The sequence below is a fragment of the Paenibacillus montanisoli genome, assembly GCF_003268025.1.
In the GTDB taxonomy this organism is placed as follows: domain Bacteria; phylum Bacillota; class Bacilli; order Paenibacillales; family Paenibacillaceae; genus Paenibacillus_Z; species Paenibacillus_Z montanisoli.
Genome location: NZ_QLUW01000001.1, coordinates 1851621 through 1872054 on the forward strand (window position 1 = coordinate 1851621; position 20434 = coordinate 1872054).

The following is a 20434-nucleotide window of genomic DNA, read 5'->3' on the forward strand; positions in this document are numbered from 1 at the left end:
ATTTTTGATATCAACTTCAATTATTCGATTAGGGGAGTCTATTCGATGAACGATTGGTATAAACGATCATGGCGGCGCTGCATTATTGATATGCATATAGGCGATAGTGACGATCGGTATTTAAGCAAATTGGACGTAAACCGGTATGTCGATATGTTCAGGCTAAACAAGGTCGATTCGGTTATCGTTATTGCACAAGCCATGACAGGGCTGTGTTACTACCCGACGAAATACGGAGAGATGCACAAAACTCTCAATGGCCGGGATATTCTGGGCGAAGCGATTCGTTCATGCCGTGAACAAAATTTGAATATCGTGCTGTATTACACGCTGATCTTTGATAATTGGGCTTTCTACAACCATCCGGAATGGCGTATTATCACGGCGGACGGGAAAGAGCTGGATGAGAAGCTCTTTGGAAGAACCAAAGTCGTATGTCCCAACAATCCGGAATACCGGGAATTGGTTGTGAAGCGGGTTACGGAGGTTGCCAGTCGATATGACTTCGACGGCATTCGATTCGATATGACATTCTGGCCTCACATATGCTATTGCAAGCATTGCCTGGATAAGTATGCCGGGGAGACGGGAGGAGAGCCTCCGCGGGTCGTGGATTGGCAGAACCCGGAATGGGTGCGCTTCCAACGGACTCGGGAGAGATGGATCAATGAATTCGCCCAAATGGCCACTTCTCTTGTGCGGACGATCAAGCCTGACGTCACCGTCGAGCATCAATCATCAACCTATACTTTTTCATGGAAAGAAGGCATTACATCGGACTTCAGCAAAAGCAGCGACTTGCTGGAAGGGGATTTTTACGGCGGCCACGCCGGCGGATCGTTCGCCTGCAAATTATTTTATAATCTCAGCGATCATTGGCCGTTCTGCTATGAAACCTCGAGCGGCGTTTCTTTGCAGGACCATATGACCATCAAGAGCAAGGCTTTGCTGGAAACGAAGGTCAGCATGGCGCTTGCGAACGGCGGAGCATTCCTGTTTATCGACGCGATCGACCCGGTTGGGACATTTCGTCATGAAGTGCATGCCACGATGGGGGACATTTTCAAAAATACGGAAAAGTACTTGCCGTACCTCGGTGGAGAACTTTGTCAGGAAGCTGCGATTTATTTCAGCACCGAATCGAAAATGACCTTCGACGACAACGGGAAGCCTGTCATGAAAGCTTCGGGGAAATCCCCCCATTTGGATGCTCTCATGCAGACGACCGGCGCTTTAATTCGCCATAATATCCCGTTCGGTGTTGTCACCAAGAAAAACATCCATGATCTTTCCAAATACAAAGTTCTGATCCTGCCTAATGTATTAATGATGGATGATGAAGAATGCGCCGGCATCCGCGCATATGTGAAAGCAGGCGGGAAAATTTATGCCAGCAAATTTACTTCATTAACAACCAAAGACGGCAACCGCCTGGACAATTTTATGCTAAGCGATGTATTCGGTGCGTCTTACGAAGGGGAAACAGCTGAAAGCTTTACTTACATTGGAGGAATTGGAAACGGGTCGGAGCTTCTTGGCGGTTCGACCACAGAATATCCGCTGAGCCTATATTCGTCGCAATTGACGGTTCGCGCTTCCGATGATGCGGATATACTTGCGAAAACAGTGCTTCCATTCGTTCATCCGAAAGAACATCGGTTTATTGCTTCCATTCTCAATCATCCGCCGGGCAACGCGACGGACTACGATGCAGCCATCCTGAATCGTTATGGTCAGGGTTTAAGCTTATATATGGCCGGAGACCTGGAAAATTCGGAGTTTCATGAAGAAACCTTCGCGGGGCTTATCCGGTTTCTTGCCGGAGAGCCGTTCACGGTTGAAAGCAACGCGCCTAAACCGGTGGAGCTGACGACTTTCCACCAGCCGAATCGGAGCAGGTATATCGTTAACATGCTTAATTTCCAGGATCCGATGCCGAATCTCCCGGTCTATGATATAAATGTCCGGCTGAGAATAATGGATCGTTCCATTAAGAGCGTCCTTTCTATAACGGATGGAATAGAGCTTAACTTTTCCGCGACCGGCGGGTTTGCTGAATTTACTGTCCCTAAACTCGAAACTTACCAAATGATTGAGGTTCGATATTGAGGTCAGGTTACAAGGGATGGATTATAGCCGAGGAAGAAGCATCATGGATCGTGGGACGCAAGGAAAGAGAATCGCAGCTGCCCCAAAACAGGATCTATTTGGAACGGATAACATTTTCTAATGAAGTAGAAAGGAGGAACGAGAATGGGAACGTATAAAGTTGCGATTGCTGGTCTTGGAACGCGGGGGAAAACCCACCTAAAGGGGTTTTTGGACAACAACGACCGTTTCGAGGTGATTGCTTTATGCGACATCAATGAGAAAATGTTAAGTGAAGTCTCGGAAACATCGGGAATCCGGCGGATTTATACGGATGCGGATTCGATGTTGGCCCATGAAAAACCGGATGTGTTCTGCTTCGCCACGCTTCCGGATGTACGAAGCTCGATGGTAGAGCTTGCGGTAAAGCACAAAGTAAAAGCGCTCGCGTTCGAGAAACCGATGGCGACCTCCCTGAAAGAAGCGCATTACATCACTTCCCTGTGCAAGGAGAACGGAATCAAAGCCATTGTCAGCCACCAGCAAAAATATTTGACCTCCTTCCAAAAGCTGAAGTCCATCGTCGACTCTGGGGAAATCGGAGCAATCACCAAAATACATGCCACTACGATTCCCTGGCTATCTCAGTTGGGCACCCACTTCATGGATTATATGATTTGGATCAATGGGGGAGGCAAGGCCAAATGGGTGCTTGGCCACGTTCACGGGAAAGATAAATTGTCGGATCACCATCCTTCGCCCGACTACATGCTGGGCAAGGTCCAGTTTGAAAACGGCATTCACGCCTATATTGAATGCGGTTACTTGAGCCCTTCTTTCATGAAGGATAAATTCTGGGCGGATAACCGGCTGACCGTTCATGGAACCCACGGCTACGCTTGGGCAGACTCGGACGGCCGTTGGGGAGGCTTCACCTCCGCAACCAAAGGGGATATGGTGATCGGGGAAGGGCCTGACTGGGATGCTCAGCAGCATCTGATTCAAACCCCGTACCTTAAAGATCTTGCGGATTGGCTCGATGACGACAGCAAGGTTCATTCCTGCAATATCGAAACCAGCTATCACGGCTATGAAATTTTGGAAGGGTTGGGTTTAAGCGCGCTGGAGCACAGGCTTGTAACGCTGCCGCTTCTGTCGCCGGAATCGATTGACGTGATCGAGCGTATGAAATCCGAATTGCCTGAATAATTTGAAAGGGGCTGAATCCTTGTTCAAAATTACGTTCATCGGTGCTGGTAGTTTAACGTTCACGCGCAATTTCTTATCGGACTTAATGACGTATCCGGAGTTTGACGGCAGTGAAATCTGCCTAATGGACATCGACGAAAAGAAGCTTGGAATGATGGATGCGCTGGCCAGAAAGATGATTGCACAAGAGTCGTTAAACATGCGGGTGCACTCGACAACGGATCGTCGGGAGGCGTTGCGGAACGCCGATTATGTCATCATCACCATTCAGGTTGGAGGGCTGGACGCGTTTGCTCTTGATATAGAAATTCCGCGCAAACATGGTGTTTTGCAATGTGTCGGAGATACGATGGGACCCGGTGGAGTGTTTCGCGGGCTGAGGCATTTGTCCGTCATTTCGGAGATATACAAAGAACTCGAGGAAGTAAGCCCGGACGCGCTTGTCCTGCAATATTCCAACCCGATGGGAATCATATGCCGTGCGGTCGCGGCCTCTTCAAGCATCCGCACCGTGGGGCTTTGCCATTCGGTTCAAGGCACCTCGGAGCAATTGGCACAATTTATCGGCGCTCCCTACGGTGAGATAGATTACTGGGTAGCCGGAATCAATCATATGGCCTGGTTCCTCGAATTCAATTGGAATAGCAAAGATGCCTACCCCTTACTAAGGCAAAGCTACAACGATCCGGAAATCTACGGGATGGAACCGGTCCGTTTTGACCTCATGAAGCATTTCGGATATTTCGTTACGGAGTCGAGCGGGCATGCATCCGAATACTACCCTTATTTCAGAAAACGGCAGGAGCAAATAGATGAACTGGTTACCAAATTCACTCATCCGTCCACGGACTGGTACGGCTTTGGCCGGACTGCGGGAGCCTTGGATTATACCCGAAACGAGAGAGTGGCGGATTATTACCAATTTTTCGAGAAACAACTTGCTCCGGATGCAAACATTCCCATTTGCCGTTCCAATGAATACGGCGTACGGATTATCCATGCCATAGAAACCAACTCGCTTCTGCGCATCAATGGAAACGTAACGAATAACGGCAGTATCTTCAATTTGCCGAAGGAAGCGTGCGTAGAGGTTCCGTGCATTGTGGACGCTTCGGGGATTCGTCCCTGCATCGTGGGTGAGCTCCCGGTGCAGCTGGCAGCGCTGAATCAAACGAATTTGAACGTTCAAGAACTCGCTGTACAGGGCTTTTTGCACAGAGACAAATCTCTGATTTACCAGGCCGTCAAGCTGGATCCTCTTGCCGGAGCCGCATGTACGCTGGAGCAAATTGATTCCTTGGTAACGGAAATGTTCGAATCTCAGGCTGAATGGCTGCCGCAATTTAAGAGTTAACGGCAAGGAAAGACATGAATGATATTGATATTTACGGAGGTGCGTGATGTCATTCGTAGATCAATACAGAGAAGAAGGCTATGTTTGTTTGCGAAATGTCCTCTCGGAACAGGATCTGAACCCCGTCATTGGCGTGATATCGAAATTTATAGACCAGAAGGCGAAAGAGTGGTATGCGGAAGGCAAAATTTCAGACAAGTTTGAACACCTTTCCATTTATGACCGCTGGGCCAAGATTAGCAGCATGCATTATGAGAATAAAGGGCTTATGAACCTCGAGCTTTTCTCCCGGGAAGTCTATGATTTGATCCGCAATCCGAAATTGGTCCAATTCGTAGAGCAGGTTGTGGGCCAAGAGCTTGCAGCGAACGGCGACTGGTGGGTACGCTCGAAGCTGCCTCATGAGGATAAAACCACATATCCCTGGCATCAGGACAGCTTTTACTATGGCGGACAAGATGCGTGGAATCCGGATTTTCATATCCTATCCGTTTGGATTCCCCTTCTGGACGTCGACACCGTAAACGGCTGCTTGCAGCTGATCCCGGGTAGCAATAAATGGGGACGCGTCCCGTTCCAAATGAATGAGCACAATCATTTGGTTCCCGCCATAAATGTCGAAGAGAAGGGCGAAATTCTTACGATGGAAATGCAAAAGGGTGATGTTCTGTTCTTCAATCAGCTCACGTTACATCGTTCGCTTCCGAATCTTTCCGAACATGTCCGATGGTCGATCGATCTTCGCTACAGCCCGGCCAACCAACCTTTTTCCTGGCATATTGATCCTGATTTCGGCAAAAGATTTCCGAATTTGATTGTGAAACGGCCTTCCGACCCCTCGAAAGAGACGACATGGGAACAATGGTATGACCGCCACTTGAACCGGATGTAGAGAAGCGGTCGAATTGCGGCTTTCAGGTGCTATACGAACCTATTAAAAATACTAACATCTGCAATATCTGAAAGCGGTATCACTCAAAAATACATAGGAGGACAGCTTATACGAAGAAAGAGGAAAACCGTGTCATTGATGTGACGAAGCAAGTGGCGGATTAAACACATCGATTTTTAAAATAAGGAGCTGATCAACCTTGTTTAATATTAGAGATTTTGGAGCTGTTGGAAACGGGATCCAAGATGATACCGCAGCGATTCAATCGGCCATTGAAGCTTGCCGTGCAAAGGGCGGCGGCCAAGTAGTCGTACCGCAGGGGACTTATTTGTGCTCGCCATTTGTATTATATTCCTATATCAATTTACACCTGGAATCGGGATCCGTTCTTTTGGCTACGACAGACCTCTCGAAATATCCGGATAATATTGAAAATCAAAGGGCCGGAATGATTCGGGCGATAGATGCAAAATCCATCTCTATCACCGGAGTGGGAACGATTGATTTGCAGGGTATGAAATTTATGGATGCTTCCCGTGCTCGAATAGGTGACGCTGGTGTCCTCGACTACGATGAAATGCGTACGCGCCAGAAGGAAACATTCAGAAAAATGGATGACGGCGTAGAAGACGGTCCCGCACTTGATCTAGAACGTCCGGGGAATCATATGCAGTTCCACCGATGCGAGAATATAACGATGCGGGATATCGTGATTTTGGATTCGCCTCAATGGACCGTCCAATGTACTGGCTGCCAAGATATCGTGATATCCGGTGTTACGATTAAATCGAATCTCCTTATTCCAAATTCAGACGGGATCCATTTGCAGAATTGCCAACGTGTCCGTATATCCGACTGCCATATTGAATGCGGCGATGACGCATTTGCATTTACAGGATACGGACCCGAAGGCAGTTTTACTGAGGATGTAGTGGTCACAAATTGTACGTTGATTTCCCGATCCTCTGCCATTCGCATGGGTTATGGCAAATCGAATATGCGGAACATGCTCTTTAATAATATCATTATAAAAAATTCCAACCGCGGCATTGCTGTGTTCCAACGGGATGCAGGAATCATGGAGAACATCATCTTCTCCAATTTCGTAATCGAAACCCGACTGCACACTGGACACTGGTGGGGACAAGGCGAACCGATTTCTATCACTTCAACGATTCACAATTCTGCCGAAGGCTTCGGTAAAATAAAGAATGTTCTTTTCAGCAACATCTTCGCGAAAGCTGAATCCGGGATGCTGCTGTACGGATGTCCGGAAAGCATTATCGAAGATGTGGTTTTCGACAACGTTCGTTTTGAAATCACTCCGAGTAAGCTGGCGGAGCGATATGGCGGCAATATCGACCTCAGACCGGTCAAAGATATCACTTTCGGTTTGTTCGAACATAAAGAATGCGGCTTATATGCCGAAAAAGTCAACGGCTTGAGGGTGCACAATTTTAACTTGCACTGGAATGGAAATCCGCCATCTTATTTCGAGCATGGCCTCGAATTTAACGATTGCGAAAATGTGGTCGTGGACGGGTATACGGGCAAAGCCCCTCACCAGTCCGAGAAAAGCCGGTCGATTTGTGTTGAACGCTGCAACAAAGTAACAGTAAGAAATTCCGATGATGCTTCTGAACTCTTGACATCGAATTAATTTAAAAAGAACGAACAGGGCGGTGGGGGGCCAACCCCTCACCGCTTTCCTCATATCCTTTTTTGGAGGGGAACAGATGAACGGAAATACAATGGCAAAAGAAAAATATGAACAGTTGATGCGGGATGGATATTGTGTATTCGAACAAATACTGGATGAGCCGCTGCTGGAGCAGCTACGCGACAAAACCAACGATCTACTCGATAGGCAATCAGAAGAATTAACCAGATCTCTCCGTAATATGGGGAGCGATATTCCTGTAGAGGTAGACCCGTTTTTCGCCGAATTGATTGCTTGGCCGAAGGCATTGGAAGCTCTGGCTTCCTTGGGATTTCCCAAAGCTCGATTCAGAAGCGGTTATATTATCAGCAAACCGCCGCACAGCCCGAGACTGTTCTGGCATCATGACTTTTCCGAGTGGACGGCTCCGGATGGTTTCGGTCCCCTTCCGCAGATGGTGTTCCTTATGTATTATCTGGTGGATACGACGCCGTTTAACGGTTGCCTGCGGGCGATCCCGGGTTCACATGTAAACGACAACCCGCTGCATGATGAGCTGCTCCAGACGGCTGATGCCCACTCCGCTCACATGAGGAGTACGCTTGACCTGGATCAGCCGGCTTTCTCCTTCCGTCCCGACGAGGTTGATGTTCCGGTCAAGGCAGGGGACTTGCTGATCGGAGATTCCAGATTGCTTCATGCCGCGCACGCCAATCAGTCGGATGTCCGCAGGACAGTCATTACCTTATGGTACCATCTGGATGTGGAGGCTTTATCGGAAACGGTTCAAGCAGCCTATGCGAAGTATAATATGAAGCTTTCTGAAGGATGGCAAAAATGGCCGGAGGAGGCAAAGAAGAAGGTCGAACCACTCTTTGCCGTTTATGAAGGAACCGCCGAACCCCTGATGGGATCCCGGAAAAGACCCAAGCGGGGGTATGGAAATCGAACGTAGCTCAGTCGATTGGAAGTCATACCGTATTGGTCATAGAACAAGAGTATAAACAGGGAGGCTAATTAAAATGAGCTCAACAGTCAAATCTGCTGTTATCGGTTATGGCATGGGGAAGCATCATGCGTACCTTATGACGGAGGCGGGAATTGATTTTGTCGCGGTATGCGAGCCTGATCCGTCCCGGAGAGAGCAGGCGAAAATCGATTATCCGCAAATCCGTACTTACGCGAGTGTTGACGAATTATTGGCACAGCCTGATATTAATTTAGTCGTTGTCGTTACGCCGCATAATACGCATGCCGATTTGATCAGGCAGGTGTTGGAAAGCGGGAAGAACTGCGTTGTCGACAAACCGTTCGTCATCCACGCATCCGACGCATGGGCACTGATCGATCTAGCCAAACAAAAAGGCGTTATGTTGTCGATCCATCATAACCGCCGTTGGGATGCGTGGTATGTAACAGCGCAGCATATCATTCAGCAAGGCTTGTTGGGTGATATCTTCAGCGCTGAATGCGACTTTAGCGGCTTCGGACATCCGGGGACGACTTGGCGTTCATTCAAAGAAGCATCCGGCGGAGCTTTCTATGATTGGGGCGCCCATTATATGGACTGGATGCTGGGAATCATCCCCGGGAAAATGAAATCGATCCGCGGCTATGCACAGAAACGGATGTGGCACGATTACTCGAATGAAGACCATCTGGACGTCATGATTCAATTTGAAAGCGGCGCCGTTGTACACGCTCAATCCTCCAACATCGCGTATGCCCCCAAGCATTCATTCCGCATATTGGGAACGAAGGGGGCAATTGTTTGCACCAAAGGGGAAGGCCCAGAGGAAGAGAGAATCATTCGACTGTACTCGGAAATAGATGGAGTTCTCGTAGAGACGCAGGTTCCGTTTCTATATCCGTATGGAGAGAAAGCAAGAGATGCAAACTGGAGGAAGTTTTACGATAATATTCTCGATCATTTGACGAATGGAGCGGAGTTAATCGTCAAACCGGAGCAGGTTGCACGCGTTATCGCTGTTCTCGAAACCGCGACCAAATCGGCCGAAGAAGGACTCGAGCTTCCCGTGCCGTTCGAAAACTAATTTTAATAGTAGACAAGGCTGCAAACGGAACGCGTCTATCGGCGCTTCCGTTTGCAGTTTTTCGGGAGGAGACCTATCATGAACGATAACTTTAAAACGAAAGAAGATATTTGCGCACATTTGGGCGATGATTACGCTCGTTTCTTGGGAGCCATAGTCCCCCCCATCTTCCAGACCTCAATCTTTACCTTATCCGATAATCAAGGCTATGCGTACACGCGGGGTGCAAACCCCACCACGGAAATCGCCGAGAAGAAAATCGCCGCATTGGAAGAGGGGGAGGAAGCCAGATGCTTTTCTTCTGGAATGGCTGCCATCAGTGCATCGATCATGCGGGTATTGAGCAAGGATGGGCATGTGATTTGTCCTTTGAACGCCTATCATCCGACAAGGGTATTTCTTAGTGAATATTTGCAACGCTTCGGTGTGGAAACCACTTTTGTTTCCGGGACATCCATAGAGGAAATCGAGCAGGCGATTCGGCCGAACACCCAATTAATCTTTTTGGAAAGCCCTGTATCCTATGTATTTACCATGCAGGATATGGGAGCCATCGCAGAGCTCGCCAAAGCCCATGGGATCAAGACAATCATTGATAATACATGGGCAACACCGTTATATCAGAATCCTTTGGCTTTCGGTATCGACATTGTCGTGCATTCCGCCTCCAAATATTTGGGAGGGCACAGTGATATTGTTGCCGGGGTTGCGATTGCCAGCAAGCAAATGATAGCCGAGCTTACGCAAGAGCGGCTTCTTTACGGGGCTTGTATGGATCCGCATCAATCCTGGCTGCTTCTGCGCGGCTTGCGTACACTTCCCGTTCGCATGCGTCAGCATCAGGAAAACGCGATGAAGATTGCAACATATCTGGACCAGCATCCTAAAGTCACGCAGGTGTTGCATCCAGGTTTGCCGAGCCATCCTCAGTATGAATTGGGACGTAAACAATTGACGGGATACACCGGGTTGTTCGGTTTCTGTCCGACGGGCAGTGCCGACGCCATTATGGAGATGGTGAACGGGCTGCGCCACTTTACAAACGCCCCTAGTTGGGGAGGTTTCGAAAGCTTGGTAACGACACCCGGTGTAGGGATGACGGGAGATCAGTCGAAGCTGACCGGAATCCCGCAAGGGCTTCTGCGGGTTTCCATTGGACTGGAGAACGTTGATACTCTGTTAGAAGATTTAGAGCACGGTCTAAGCAAAATTTGAATAAAGGCGAGTCATACAACTGCTGAAATGGAATCTCAACGAATGATCAGGATGAGAGAAAGGAAGGTGCAAAATCTTGAGCCGATTCATGATTTCATGTACGACTTGTTCGTTAAGAGGTTATGGGAGAGACGAAATTCTAAGCACCTTCGAGCATGCCCCCCAAGCAGGCTTTAAGTACTGGGGCCTTGCCGGCCCTCCTTTATGGACGCTTGGCGCCGCACGCTGGTTTGACGCGGATAAGGTCCACCGCTACTCCACCCAAAGCGGTTTCGTCGGTTGTACCGAAGCATACGGCCCCTCATTCCCGACAGATTCCGTCGAGTCGGCGGAGCTGGCTGCGGCAGACGTCGCCCTGATGTTCGACGTAGCCGACGCGGTTCAAGCCCCTCTCGTCGTCATTACAGGCGGCAAACCAAACGGAGAAACCGGACTGCGGGCGGCCGTCTCCGGCATTCGCCAAATGCTCCCTTTGATTCGAAACAAGCGGGCAAGGCTAGCCCTAGAGCCGCATTTCGGTTCGCAGTTTCAGACTAGAGCCGATTATGACTACTTGTTCTCGCAAATCGACGATTCTCGCGTAGGGATTACGATCGATACCGGCCACTTCCATTCGGCCGGCGTGGACTGGAAAGCGATCATCCGCGATTTCGGAAGCAAAATTTACAATATTCATCTCAAGGATCATATCGGTAAACAATCCGTCGAAATCGGCAAAGGGGAGATCGATCTTCACGGACTGATCGAAGAGCTGCACAAGATCGATTATAAAGGTGCACTGGCTGTGGAAATGGAAGTCGAAGACCCGCAAAATCTGCCGCAATACTGCAAGCAATCTTATTCTTATATTAGCAAGCTGGTTAAAGAAGTAACAGGAGAGGACGCTTTGTAACCGCAGCTTGATGCATAAACATGCAAAGCCTGCATGCCGATTCGGCGTGCAGGCTTGTTTTCATTCGTTTAATGGACCTTAACCGCCTATCGGCTCCTTCCACCAATCCAAAGGTCCGTTCAAATAGGCTTTATCTTCTTCGATCCATTCTTTCCACTTGGCTTCATTGGGTAAAGTAAAGCCGCTATTCGCACGGCTTTTCTCAATTTGTCCATTAACGCCAAGCAAACGCAAGATACGGCGATCTTTCAGTTCCGCAGCTTTTTGAATCAGCCGCTGAATGTTGGGTCCGTTAAAATTACAAGTAGGTCTATACCAAGAATACGTATACATCCCGCCCATTAATATACGATTGACGTTCGAAGTATTGGGAGTGCCCGAATGCAAAATGCCGGAGAATATAATCACATCACCGGCCTTCAGGGAAAGCAGGACTTCATCCGGATGAGGTTTAAATTGATCTTCCGGATCGATATAAATTTCGTTCCGATGGGATCCGGGAATGACTCGTAATGGCCCGGTTTCCTCGGTCATATTCTCCAGGTAAGTCAGCGCCAAGGCTTGGCGCGGAATCTGATAGTCCATGCCGTTCGGAGCAAACCCATACATATCGCGATGCCATCCACTGACCCTGCCTGCTGAGGTCTCTTTAGGTTGGGGGTGGAATCCATTTAAATTGGCATCGCCTATTTGAACAAACGGTCCCATGACAAGCTCCAAGAAATCCAAAATGTCAGGGTGTGCGGTCATGGCCAGCATGGTTCTCGGTCTGCGTTCCACCATGTCAGTAATGACGTAAGTGCCTTGTTCGCGGTCTCCATAAACTTCCTCTCGAACCTGTTGATAGGTTTCCTTCCATTCATCAATTTGTCCTCGATCGAATAGTTGAGGCAATATCGTGAATCCGTCTCTCTTAAATTGTTCCAAATGCTTCGCGAAATCTATAGTACCAGCCAACATCTCCCAGCTCCTTCTTTCAAACGTTTTTGATCATAAACGACCAATGAGCATTTGCGCATCTTCGTCTCTAACAGTACATGTATATAGAGTAATTTCAGATAAATTTGTTTTTTTTCGAGATTTTGTTGGATCATTATAGACCACGGATTTCGGCAAGTTCATAGCGTGCAGAGTACCACTTTCGGGGAGAGTGGTTAATCCATATGTTCTGAGCTTAGGAAACAAACATCTCAAAAAGCACTAACAAAAAACTGTTGACACCAAATTTGACGCACTATATAATTCATTTCAAGATCATTAATTAATTCTTTTATAAAAGTATTTTAATTTATGTTAAAAGACCTAGAAGCGTTGCGTAAAAGTTCTCGATCAACTCTACAGCTAGATCATTTTTACTCTTGATGGTCAGACCCTGCCCCAAACCGTTTTTCTGTCGGAAGTAGGACAGAAATCCCGCACTTGCTCTTTCCTTCTTCATGTGCATATCGCCTGCCTATACCCGAAAGGCGATTTCGACAAAGTCGATTCCACCACATCATACTACAGTGCAACCGGCAAGCCTTCAGACTATTAGAAAAACTATCAGGACGAACACATTAAGCCGGCAATCAACGGTCTGAAGTATTCGATAATTGAATCAAACAGAAGAAGGAACCGCTTCAACATAGCTGTTCCTTCTTCTGTTTATATGGATTCCAATCACTGGGCTGAAGATCAATTTGACGATGGAAACGGTCGATTTAACGCTTATCGCAGCAATTATAATTCCCATGAGCATTTCGGGGTTACTAAGGAGAGGGTCAAATTGATCAATCATAAATTGGCTGTAGCGTTATTCACCTTGCGGGACGTGCTGCCGAACCGGCTTCCAGAAGGACTAAAGAGGCTGAAAGAGATGGGTTGTGTCGGCGTAGAAACCGGGGACTACTTCGGCTACACGGTTGAAGAGATTGCCGAAATGCTAAAGGAAACCGGCATGAAAATGGTATCCTTACACAGAAGTTTGGAAGATTTCTCCGATCCGGAGTGCTGGGAACGAATAGTCAAGGATGCCCGTCTGCTGCAAACCGAAATTCTGGTTTTTCCCGGGACCGGGCCGGACTTTACGGTGGAAAGGTACAAAAAACATAAGGAACTGTTGGATGCAACAATCGTAAAGGCGGCGGAAAACGGTTTTCGGATCATCATGCACAATCATAATTGGGAAGTTAACACTCAAATAGATGGTTCGAATGGGCTGGATTATTTGCTTGGACACGGTAAAGAGGACAGCAAGGCTCTGGCGGAATTCGATATCTATTGGTTGGCCAAAGGCGGTCAAGATCCTCTTGCGTTCATCAGCAAATATCCGAACAGGGCCCCGATCCTTCATATGAAGGATATGACGGGCGATGAAAGAGGAACGTATGCCGAAGTCGGAAACGGAATTATCGACGTTCCTGCCATTATCGCCTGGGGTGAGAAAAACGGGGTCGAGTGGTATATGGTTGAGCAGGATGAATGCCCTGGAAATCCTTGGGATAGTGTACAAATGAGCTTGGAATATCTGCAGGGATTGAAACTGAAATAAACAAAATACCGCTGAACTTTAATCAATAGGAGCTGATTCAAAGTGAAAGAGAAACTAGCGGTAATCCTCGACATTTTATACCCTGTTCTGACGAAGGAGCGCTCCGTACTGGTCAATACGGTAAAAGGAAAGTGAATTGAGGAAGGAGGAGATTCGGTGAATTTGACGCATAGTGATGTAGAGAAATATCATCGCGATGGATATTTGCTGGTGGAAAATGTATTCACTCAGCAAGAAGTCGATTATATGCTTCATGAGATCGAGCACGGTGAAAAGGTGTCTGCTTTGACGGCGGAAATGAGCGATAAGCGGGGAAGGAAGGCGAAGCTGGCCATTTGGGAAGACCTTACAGACGACATCTGGTCGGCCGTTTCTACGTGTCCGCGAATCGCGAATTCGGTTCGAATTTTACTGGGTGAAGAAATCTCTTTTTATCATGGGAAAGTGATGCTGAAGAAAGCGCACGAAGGAGGTGCGTGGGAGTGGCATCAGGATTACGGATATTGGTACCCTAGCTTTATGTTTCCGCATATGATCAGCGCTTTTACGGCTCTCGACGAGGCAACTTCCGAGAACGGTTGTTTAAAGGTGCTGAAGGGCTCTCACAAGCTTGGCCGAATCGACCACGGAATGCTTGGCGGCCAGTTGGGGGCCGACCTTGAACGATTAATGATGGTTGAACAAACGTTGGAACAAGTCGAGGTTCAAATGAAGCCAGGCTCCGTACTGTTTTTTCATTGCAACCTGCTGCATGCGTCAGGCCCTAACCTTTCCGATCAACACCGGCGCTCATTCATTGTCTGTTACAACGCGTTATCCAATCCGTGCACCTTAGACCAGGTGGACAGGAATTGCATACCGGTTCCGGCAGGCAGCGACAAGCTTTTTTAAAGGGATCTTAAAGGATCGAGTAGATGATAAAGGAGGAAGTCAAATTGGAACAACGGATTGTGTTTACCGGAAAACAACAAGTGGAGCTTGAGACGTATCAACCTGAAGAGGTAGGATCGGGTCAAGTTGGTGTGAAAAGTTATTATTCTTTATTGAGCACCGGAACAGAAAATATTGCGTTTAATCAGGTTTTTGAGAAAGGGACCCATTGGGCGGGCTGGGTAAAATACCCCTTCTATCCCGGCTATGCGGTTGTAGGGGAAGTCGTAGACATAGGGGAAAATGTAACATCGATTCACAAAGGTGATTTGGTCGCTCTACGCAGAGGGCATGGCTCCTATCATATTGTTTCGGAAGAAGAATGTTTCCCGATTCCTTCCGATATGGATGCTAAGGATGCCACATGGTTCGCTTTGGCGAAGATTACATTCTTGGGAGCTAAAGCCGCGAATTACGGTATGGGCGAAAATATACTGGTTATTGGAGCAGGGCCGGTTGGGCAAATGACGCTTCGTTGGGCTTACGCGCTTGGAGCGGAGCGCATCATCTCCACTGATTTCTTTGAAGAGAGGCTTACATATTCACGACAAGGCGGCGCAAGCTTCGTACTGGACCAGCCTGTTACGGATTCCGTTGATCGGATTAAGTCCCATTTTGACGGGAGACTGCCGGATATCGTCATTGATTCGACAGCAAACCCGAAGGTTCTTAAATCCGCGTTAAGCTTGGTTAAGACGCAAGGTAAAGTTGTCATTATGGGGGATTGCGGAAGATTTTCGGAACAGGAATTGATCAGCGATGTCGTTACCCGAGGAATTACGATCGTTGGCGCACATGACGGGTTGGCAGTTGGGGAGTGGAACGCGCATCGGATTCATCGTTCATTTTGCAATTATGTCCAATCCAAACGCTTTCATCTAGAAGGACTGATCTCGCATGAATTTAGGCCAAACGAGTGTGTCGAAGCTTACCGTACTGCAAACGAAGCCATTCGACAAACGATGGGCATTTTATTCAATTGGCGTTAATTAGGTAGAGCGACTTATTCGAAGGAGTGTGCTCGACGTGATATTTTCCCCTTGTATTGATATTATCTTTTCTCATCATGACCTTTCCTTCTCGGAAAAAGTACGTAAAGTACATAAACTAGGTTATTCGGCATATGAGTTTTGGAGCTGGACCGATTTGGACTTGAATGAAGTAGAAAACGTACAAAACGAATTGGGAATCAAGGCAGCCACTTTTATCGCGAACGCGTCTCCTTTGATTCATCCGAACTACCGTAGTCATTATGAAGAAGAAGTCATCAGGAGCATTGCTGTAGCTCAACGCCTCGGGACGAAAAACCTGCTGACTCTCACCGGTTGGCAAACCTATGACGAAATTCCGCGGGAATCGCAATATCAAAGTATTGTCGAGGGGTTGAAAAGAGTGGCCCCCCATTTAGAACAATCCGGGATCACGATCGTATTGGAATCCTTAAATGAGTTTGATCATCCAGGCTATTTTCTGCGTTCCTCTCAAGAAGCTTTCAGTATCATTGACGAGGTGGGAAGCCCGAATATAAAAGTGCTTTTCGATATTTACCACCAGCAAATTTCCGAAGGCAACCTTACTCCGAATATTATCAATAATCTTGATAAGATCGGTTATTTCCACATTGCCGATCATCCTGGCCGCAACGAACCCGGAACAGGTGAAATCAATTATCACAATATCCTTCGGGCTATCGAACAGGCTGGTTATACAGGCTTTCTCGGGTTGGAATATAAACCTGAAATGGATCCCGAGCTGAGCTTACAGACATTTAAAGAGAATTACATCCTAATCTCCAAGTCCAGCTCAAGATGAATCCAAATCATTGGAGGGGTATTGGTGAATCCATCTTGTTTGAAGTACGCCTTGACTGAGGAAGAGAGAAGGACGTTCAATGAAACCGGATATTTGATCGTGGAGAATGCGTTGTCCCCCGAGCAAGTCAGGATGCTGACGGCGGAATGCGACCGAGTACACCAGCAAAAGATCAGAGAAGGATATGACCCGAAAACGGTGCTGACTCATAAAAATTTTGTTCCCGACTCCGATTTATTTCTTGATATGGTCGACTATGAGAAGATTTTGCCGAAAGTTTGGGGCGTTCTAGGCTGGAACATTTACTTATATCACGCCAGTATGATGTTGACGCCTCCGACTGGACTGGAAAAGAAAGAGTACACGTTCAGCTGGCATCAGGATAGCGGACAGGTGAATCATGAACCGGAATTTCACCCGCGGCCGCGTTTATCGCTTAAGGTGGCTTACTTCTTGTCCGATGCCTCGGAACCGGACCGTGGAAATTTATGGCTTATTCCCGGAAGCCACTTATATGAAAACTTGGAGTTACCAGAGAAAGGCCAACCCGAAGGAGCGATCCCGGTTTGCGTTAAGCCGGGTACGGCAGTCTTGTTTGATAGACGGATATGGCATGCAGGAACCATGAACTGGTCGGACATCACGCGCAAAGTACTTTTTTACGGTTATGGATATCGTTGGATTCGCACGCGGGAAGAAACCACAGTAGAGCAATTATGGGATAAATGCGATCCGATTCGCCGGCAACTGCTCAGTGCGGCTGTGAACTGCGACGGATATTATACTCCGACTGACGAAGACGTCCCATTGCGAACGTGGCTGAAAGAACATCAACCGAAGATGGCTTAATCAATGACTTGAGTGATCCGGTGAATATCTGGGCAACTACGGTGTAACATGAAGCATGTTCACCCAAATGAGACAAAGAGGGAGATAGGTATGAAAATCACAGACATTAAGAGCGCGGTTATAGGCGAACAGATCGTATTGAGAGTATGCACGGACAAGGGTATTGACGGCTTTAGCGAGATGGAGAAAAAGGATTATATAATACCTTTGATTCCGTTTTTTGCAGATGTAATTAAGGATTGCGATCCGACGAACGTGGCTTCCGTCGTTCGTCGTATGCGCCGTCTTGGTGGTTTTAAACCTTGGGGTAAAATCATGAGCGCGATTGAAATGGCAGTATGGGATATCGCAGGCAAAGAAGCCGGCCTTCCTGTATACAAACTGCTAGGCGGTAAGGTGCGCGACAAAGTTCGGATATATAACGGAGGCGTTGTCAATCCAAATCCACCGCACCCAATCGCTGATACGCCGGAAAAAGTCGGCGAGAATATTCTTGCACTGAGCGAAATGCCTGAAGGCTTGACAATTGTGAAAATGGGAATTGGATTTCATGGCCACTTCCACGAGAAGAATTTCGACTTAACCGATTATACATATAACGCATATCCCGATCCAAATGACAAATTAACTCCTTTCAAAATCGGTGGATTGCTTACTGAAAAAGGACTCGATTTGTATGTTGACTACATTTCTAAAGTCAAAAGCGTCATAAAGGATCGAGTAGGGCTTGCACTTGACTGTGGTCCCGGTATGACAGCTATCGATGCATTAAGGTTGGCCAAGGCTGTCGAGCCGCTCAACGTTCTGTGGTTGGAAGACACCATCGCTGGAGATTTCACACCATACACGCTTGCACATATTTATCGCGATATCACAATGCAAACGACGACTCCGATTCACACGGGGGAACAACTTTACCTGCGTGAAAATTGCCGCGAGCTTATTGAGACGCGCGCGATCAACGTAATCGGTCCTGACCCGGCGGATGTTGGCGGAATCGCGGAATTAAAATGGATTGCTGAATACGCTGATCTGCATGGAATTATGATGGCTCCGCATGGTGGTGGTGACGGAATATTTGGTATGGCGGCGTTGACGCACGTATGTTCAACCATGCCCGATAATTACATCGCCTACGAATTCCCACCAGGCAGACCAAGCTGGTACTACGATATCGTCGAAGGGTTACCAGATCAATTCCTTAGGGACGGACATGTACAAGTTTGGGATAAACCCGGCCTTGGCGTTGAATTTAATATAAACAAAGCGTCGAAATATCTCGATCCGGAAGATAGAAACTTCTTCTTGAAATAACCAATAGCCGCAATATGAGCCGGGGCTTAGGAAACGAATATCTTAAAAAGCTCTAACGAAAAAACTGTTGACACCAAATTTTACGTACTATATAATTCATCTCAAGATCATTAATTAATACTTTTATAAAAGTATTTATATTTATGTTCGTTAGTAGAATCAACCGAAAAGGTACATACAAAATAGCATACGGGAAGTGTAACGGAAGAATTCATGATTTGGCGCTGATCTACAAATGCGACAACAATTTGAAAGCGGTTACGAATAATTTCTTTGTAAAGATAGCTCATCAAATAGGGGGATATCTAATGAAGATCATAGACGTTAAGAGTGCAATTATTGGTACCAATATCGTAGTAAGAGTAGTCACTGACAAAGGTATTGATGGCTATGGCGCGGTTGAGTATGGCAAAGATTATGTACAGCCATTGATTCCGTTTTTTGCAGAAGTAATTAAGGGCTGCGATCCTACGAACGTGGCTTCCGTCGTGCGTCGTATGCGCCGCCTCGGCGGTTTTAAACCTTGGGGCAAAATCATGAGTGCCATCGAAATGGCGGTATGGGATATAGCGGGCAAAGATGCCGGCCTCCCTGTATACAAACTTCTTGGCGGTAAGGTTCGCGACAAAGTGCGGGTCTATAACACAAACTATGTCAATCCAAATCGACCTCACCTAATCGCCGATACGCCGGAAAAAGTCGGCGAAAATATCCTTGCGCTTAACGAACTGCCAGAAGGCTTTACAATTGCGAAAATGGGAGTCGGGTTTCACGGCCACTTCCACGAGAATATCAGCTTAACCGATTACACCTATAACGCATATCCCGATCCAAACGACAGATCTCCTTATAAGATAGGTGGACTGCTTACTGAAAAAGGACTCCATTCGTGTATCGACAGAATTGCAAGAGTCAAAGACGTCATAAAAGATAGAGTAGGGCTTGCAGTTGACTGTGGCCCCGGTATGACATCTATCGATGCGTTAAGGCTGGCCAAGGCTGTCGAGCCGCTGAACCTTTTGTGGTTGGAAGACACCATCGCTGGAGATTTCACCCCCTACACGCTTGCGCATATTTATCGCGATATCACAATGAATACGACGACTCCTATACATACGGGGGAACAACTTTACCTGCGTGAAAATTGCCGCGAGCTTATTGAAACGCATGCGATCAACGTAATCGGACCTGACCCGGCGGATGTTGGCGGAATCGCGGAATTGAAATGGATTGCTGAATACGCTGATCTGCATGGAATTATGATGGCTCCGCATGGTGTAGCCGACGGACTCTTTGGTATTGCGGCGTTGACGCACGTATGTTCAACCATGCCGGATAATTACATCGCCTTCGAATTTGGTTCTTGCATGCCCGAATGGTGGTATGATATCGTCGATGGGCTGCCGGATCAATTAATTAGGGGCGGACATATAACAGTTTGGGATAAACCTGGCCTAGGCGTTGAATTTAACATCAACAAAGCGTCGAAATATCTCCGTGAGGAAGATAAAACCTTCTTCTTGTCGTGACCAATAACCGCAATTTGACGGGAATCATAGTTGATTAAAGGCAGTTGCCAGTCTAGGAATTTATGATCTTATTCCAGACCGCAACTGCTTTTTTTTACGAGCTACA

Annotated in this window: 17 protein-coding genes; 16 read left to right on the forward strand and 1 reads right to left on the reverse strand. The window is 47.4% G+C overall.

What is annotated here, in order from left to right; genetic code table 11:
• The first annotated feature begins 45 nt into the window (after positions 1–45).
• The 9 genes from DL346_RS08305 (at position 46) to DL346_RS08345 (ending at position 11364) form a co-directional block, all read left to right on the forward strand.
• A complete protein-coding gene (locus DL346_RS08305) occupies positions 46–2109 on the forward strand; it encodes a beta-galactosidase trimerization domain-containing protein (protein WP_112881535.1) in 2064 nt (687 codons plus the stop codon).
• Between the two features lie 144 nt (positions 2110–2253).
• Positions 2254–3297: a Gfo/Idh/MocA family protein gene (locus tag DL346_RS08310; RefSeq protein WP_112881536.1), complete on the forward strand. Its 1044-nt coding sequence runs from the start codon at positions 2254–2256 to the stop codon at positions 3295–3297.
• 19 nt (positions 3298–3316) lie between these two features.
• Positions 3317–4651 carry an alpha-glucosidase/alpha-galactosidase gene (melA, locus tag DL346_RS08315; RefSeq protein WP_112881537.1) on the forward strand — a complete coding sequence of 445 codons (1335 nt, stop codon included), beginning with the start codon at positions 3317–3319 and terminating at the stop codon, positions 4649–4651.
• A gap of 46 nt (positions 4652–4697) precedes the next feature.
• A complete protein-coding gene (locus DL346_RS08320; protein ID WP_112881538.1) occupies positions 4698–5543 on the forward strand; it encodes a phytanoyl-CoA dioxygenase family protein in 846 nt (281 codons plus the stop codon).
• Between the two features lie 199 nt (positions 5544–5742).
• Entirely contained in the window at positions 5743–7203 is a 1461-nt protein-coding gene (locus tag DL346_RS08325; RefSeq protein ID WP_112881539.1) for a glycoside hydrolase family 28 protein, read from the forward strand.
• A 76-nt stretch (positions 7204–7279) separates the two neighbouring features.
• Positions 7280–8158, forward strand: coding sequence for a phytanoyl-CoA dioxygenase family protein (locus tag DL346_RS08330; protein WP_112881540.1), 879 nt, complete (start codon positions 7280–7282; stop codon positions 8156–8158).
• Between the two features lie 67 nt (positions 8159–8225).
• Positions 8226–9257: a Gfo/Idh/MocA family protein gene (locus tag DL346_RS08335; protein WP_112881541.1), complete on the forward strand. Its 1032-nt coding sequence runs from the start codon at positions 8226–8228 to the stop codon at positions 9255–9257.
• 78 nt (positions 9258–9335) lie between these two features.
• The gene (locus DL346_RS08340; protein ID WP_112881542.1) at positions 9336–10472 is read left to right on the forward strand and encodes a trans-sulfuration enzyme family protein; all 1137 of its coding nucleotides are present in this window, start codon (positions 9336–9338) and stop codon (positions 10470–10472) included.
• A 76-nt stretch (positions 10473–10548) separates the two neighbouring features.
• Complete coding sequence (locus tag DL346_RS08345; RefSeq protein WP_112881543.1) at positions 10549–11364, forward strand: sugar phosphate isomerase/epimerase family protein; 816 nt, start codon at positions 10549–10551, stop codon at positions 11362–11364.
• A 78-nt stretch (positions 11365–11442) separates the two neighbouring features.
• On the opposite strand, the gene DL346_RS08350 is transcribed toward DL346_RS08345, so the two are convergent.
• Positions 11443–12324, reverse strand: a complete 882-nt coding sequence (locus DL346_RS08350) for a phytanoyl-CoA dioxygenase family protein (protein WP_112881544.1) — start codon at positions 12322–12324, stop codon at positions 11443–11445.
• Positions 12325–13129: 805 nt separating this feature from the next.
• Here DL346_RS08350 and DL346_RS08355 point away from each other — a divergent pair.
• From DL346_RS08355 to DL346_RS08385, 7 genes are all read left to right on the forward strand, one after another.
• Complete coding sequence (locus tag DL346_RS08355) at positions 13130–13894, forward strand: sugar phosphate isomerase/epimerase family protein (RefSeq protein WP_165822411.1); 765 nt, start codon at positions 13130–13132, stop codon at positions 13892–13894.
• A 156-nt stretch (positions 13895–14050) separates the two neighbouring features.
• Positions 14051–14785 carry a phytanoyl-CoA dioxygenase family protein gene (locus DL346_RS08360; protein WP_165822412.1) on the forward strand — a complete coding sequence of 245 codons (735 nt, stop codon included), beginning with the start codon at positions 14051–14053 and terminating at the stop codon, positions 14783–14785.
• Between the two features lie 44 nt (positions 14786–14829).
• On the forward strand, positions 14830–15813 hold the full coding sequence (locus tag DL346_RS08365; protein WP_165822413.1) for a zinc-dependent alcohol dehydrogenase: 984 nt from the start codon (positions 14830–14832) through the stop codon (positions 15811–15813).
• Positions 15814–15850: 37 nt separating this feature from the next.
• Positions 15851–16636, forward strand: coding sequence for a hydroxypyruvate isomerase family protein (locus DL346_RS08370; RefSeq protein WP_165822414.1), 786 nt, complete (start codon positions 15851–15853; stop codon positions 16634–16636).
• 24 nt (positions 16637–16660) lie between these two features.
• Entirely contained in the window at positions 16661–17485 is an 825-nt protein-coding gene (locus tag DL346_RS08375) for a phytanoyl-CoA dioxygenase family protein (RefSeq protein ID WP_112881549.1), read from the forward strand.
• Between the two features lie 90 nt (positions 17486–17575).
• Entirely contained in the window at positions 17576–18799 is a 1224-nt protein-coding gene (locus tag DL346_RS08380; protein ID WP_206098485.1) for an enolase C-terminal domain-like protein, read from the forward strand.
• A 308-nt stretch (positions 18800–19107) separates the two neighbouring features.
• Complete coding sequence (locus DL346_RS08385; protein ID WP_112881848.1) at positions 19108–20328, forward strand: mandelate racemase/muconate lactonizing enzyme family protein; 1221 nt, start codon at positions 19108–19110, stop codon at positions 20326–20328.
• Positions 20329–20434 lie beyond the last annotated feature (106 nt).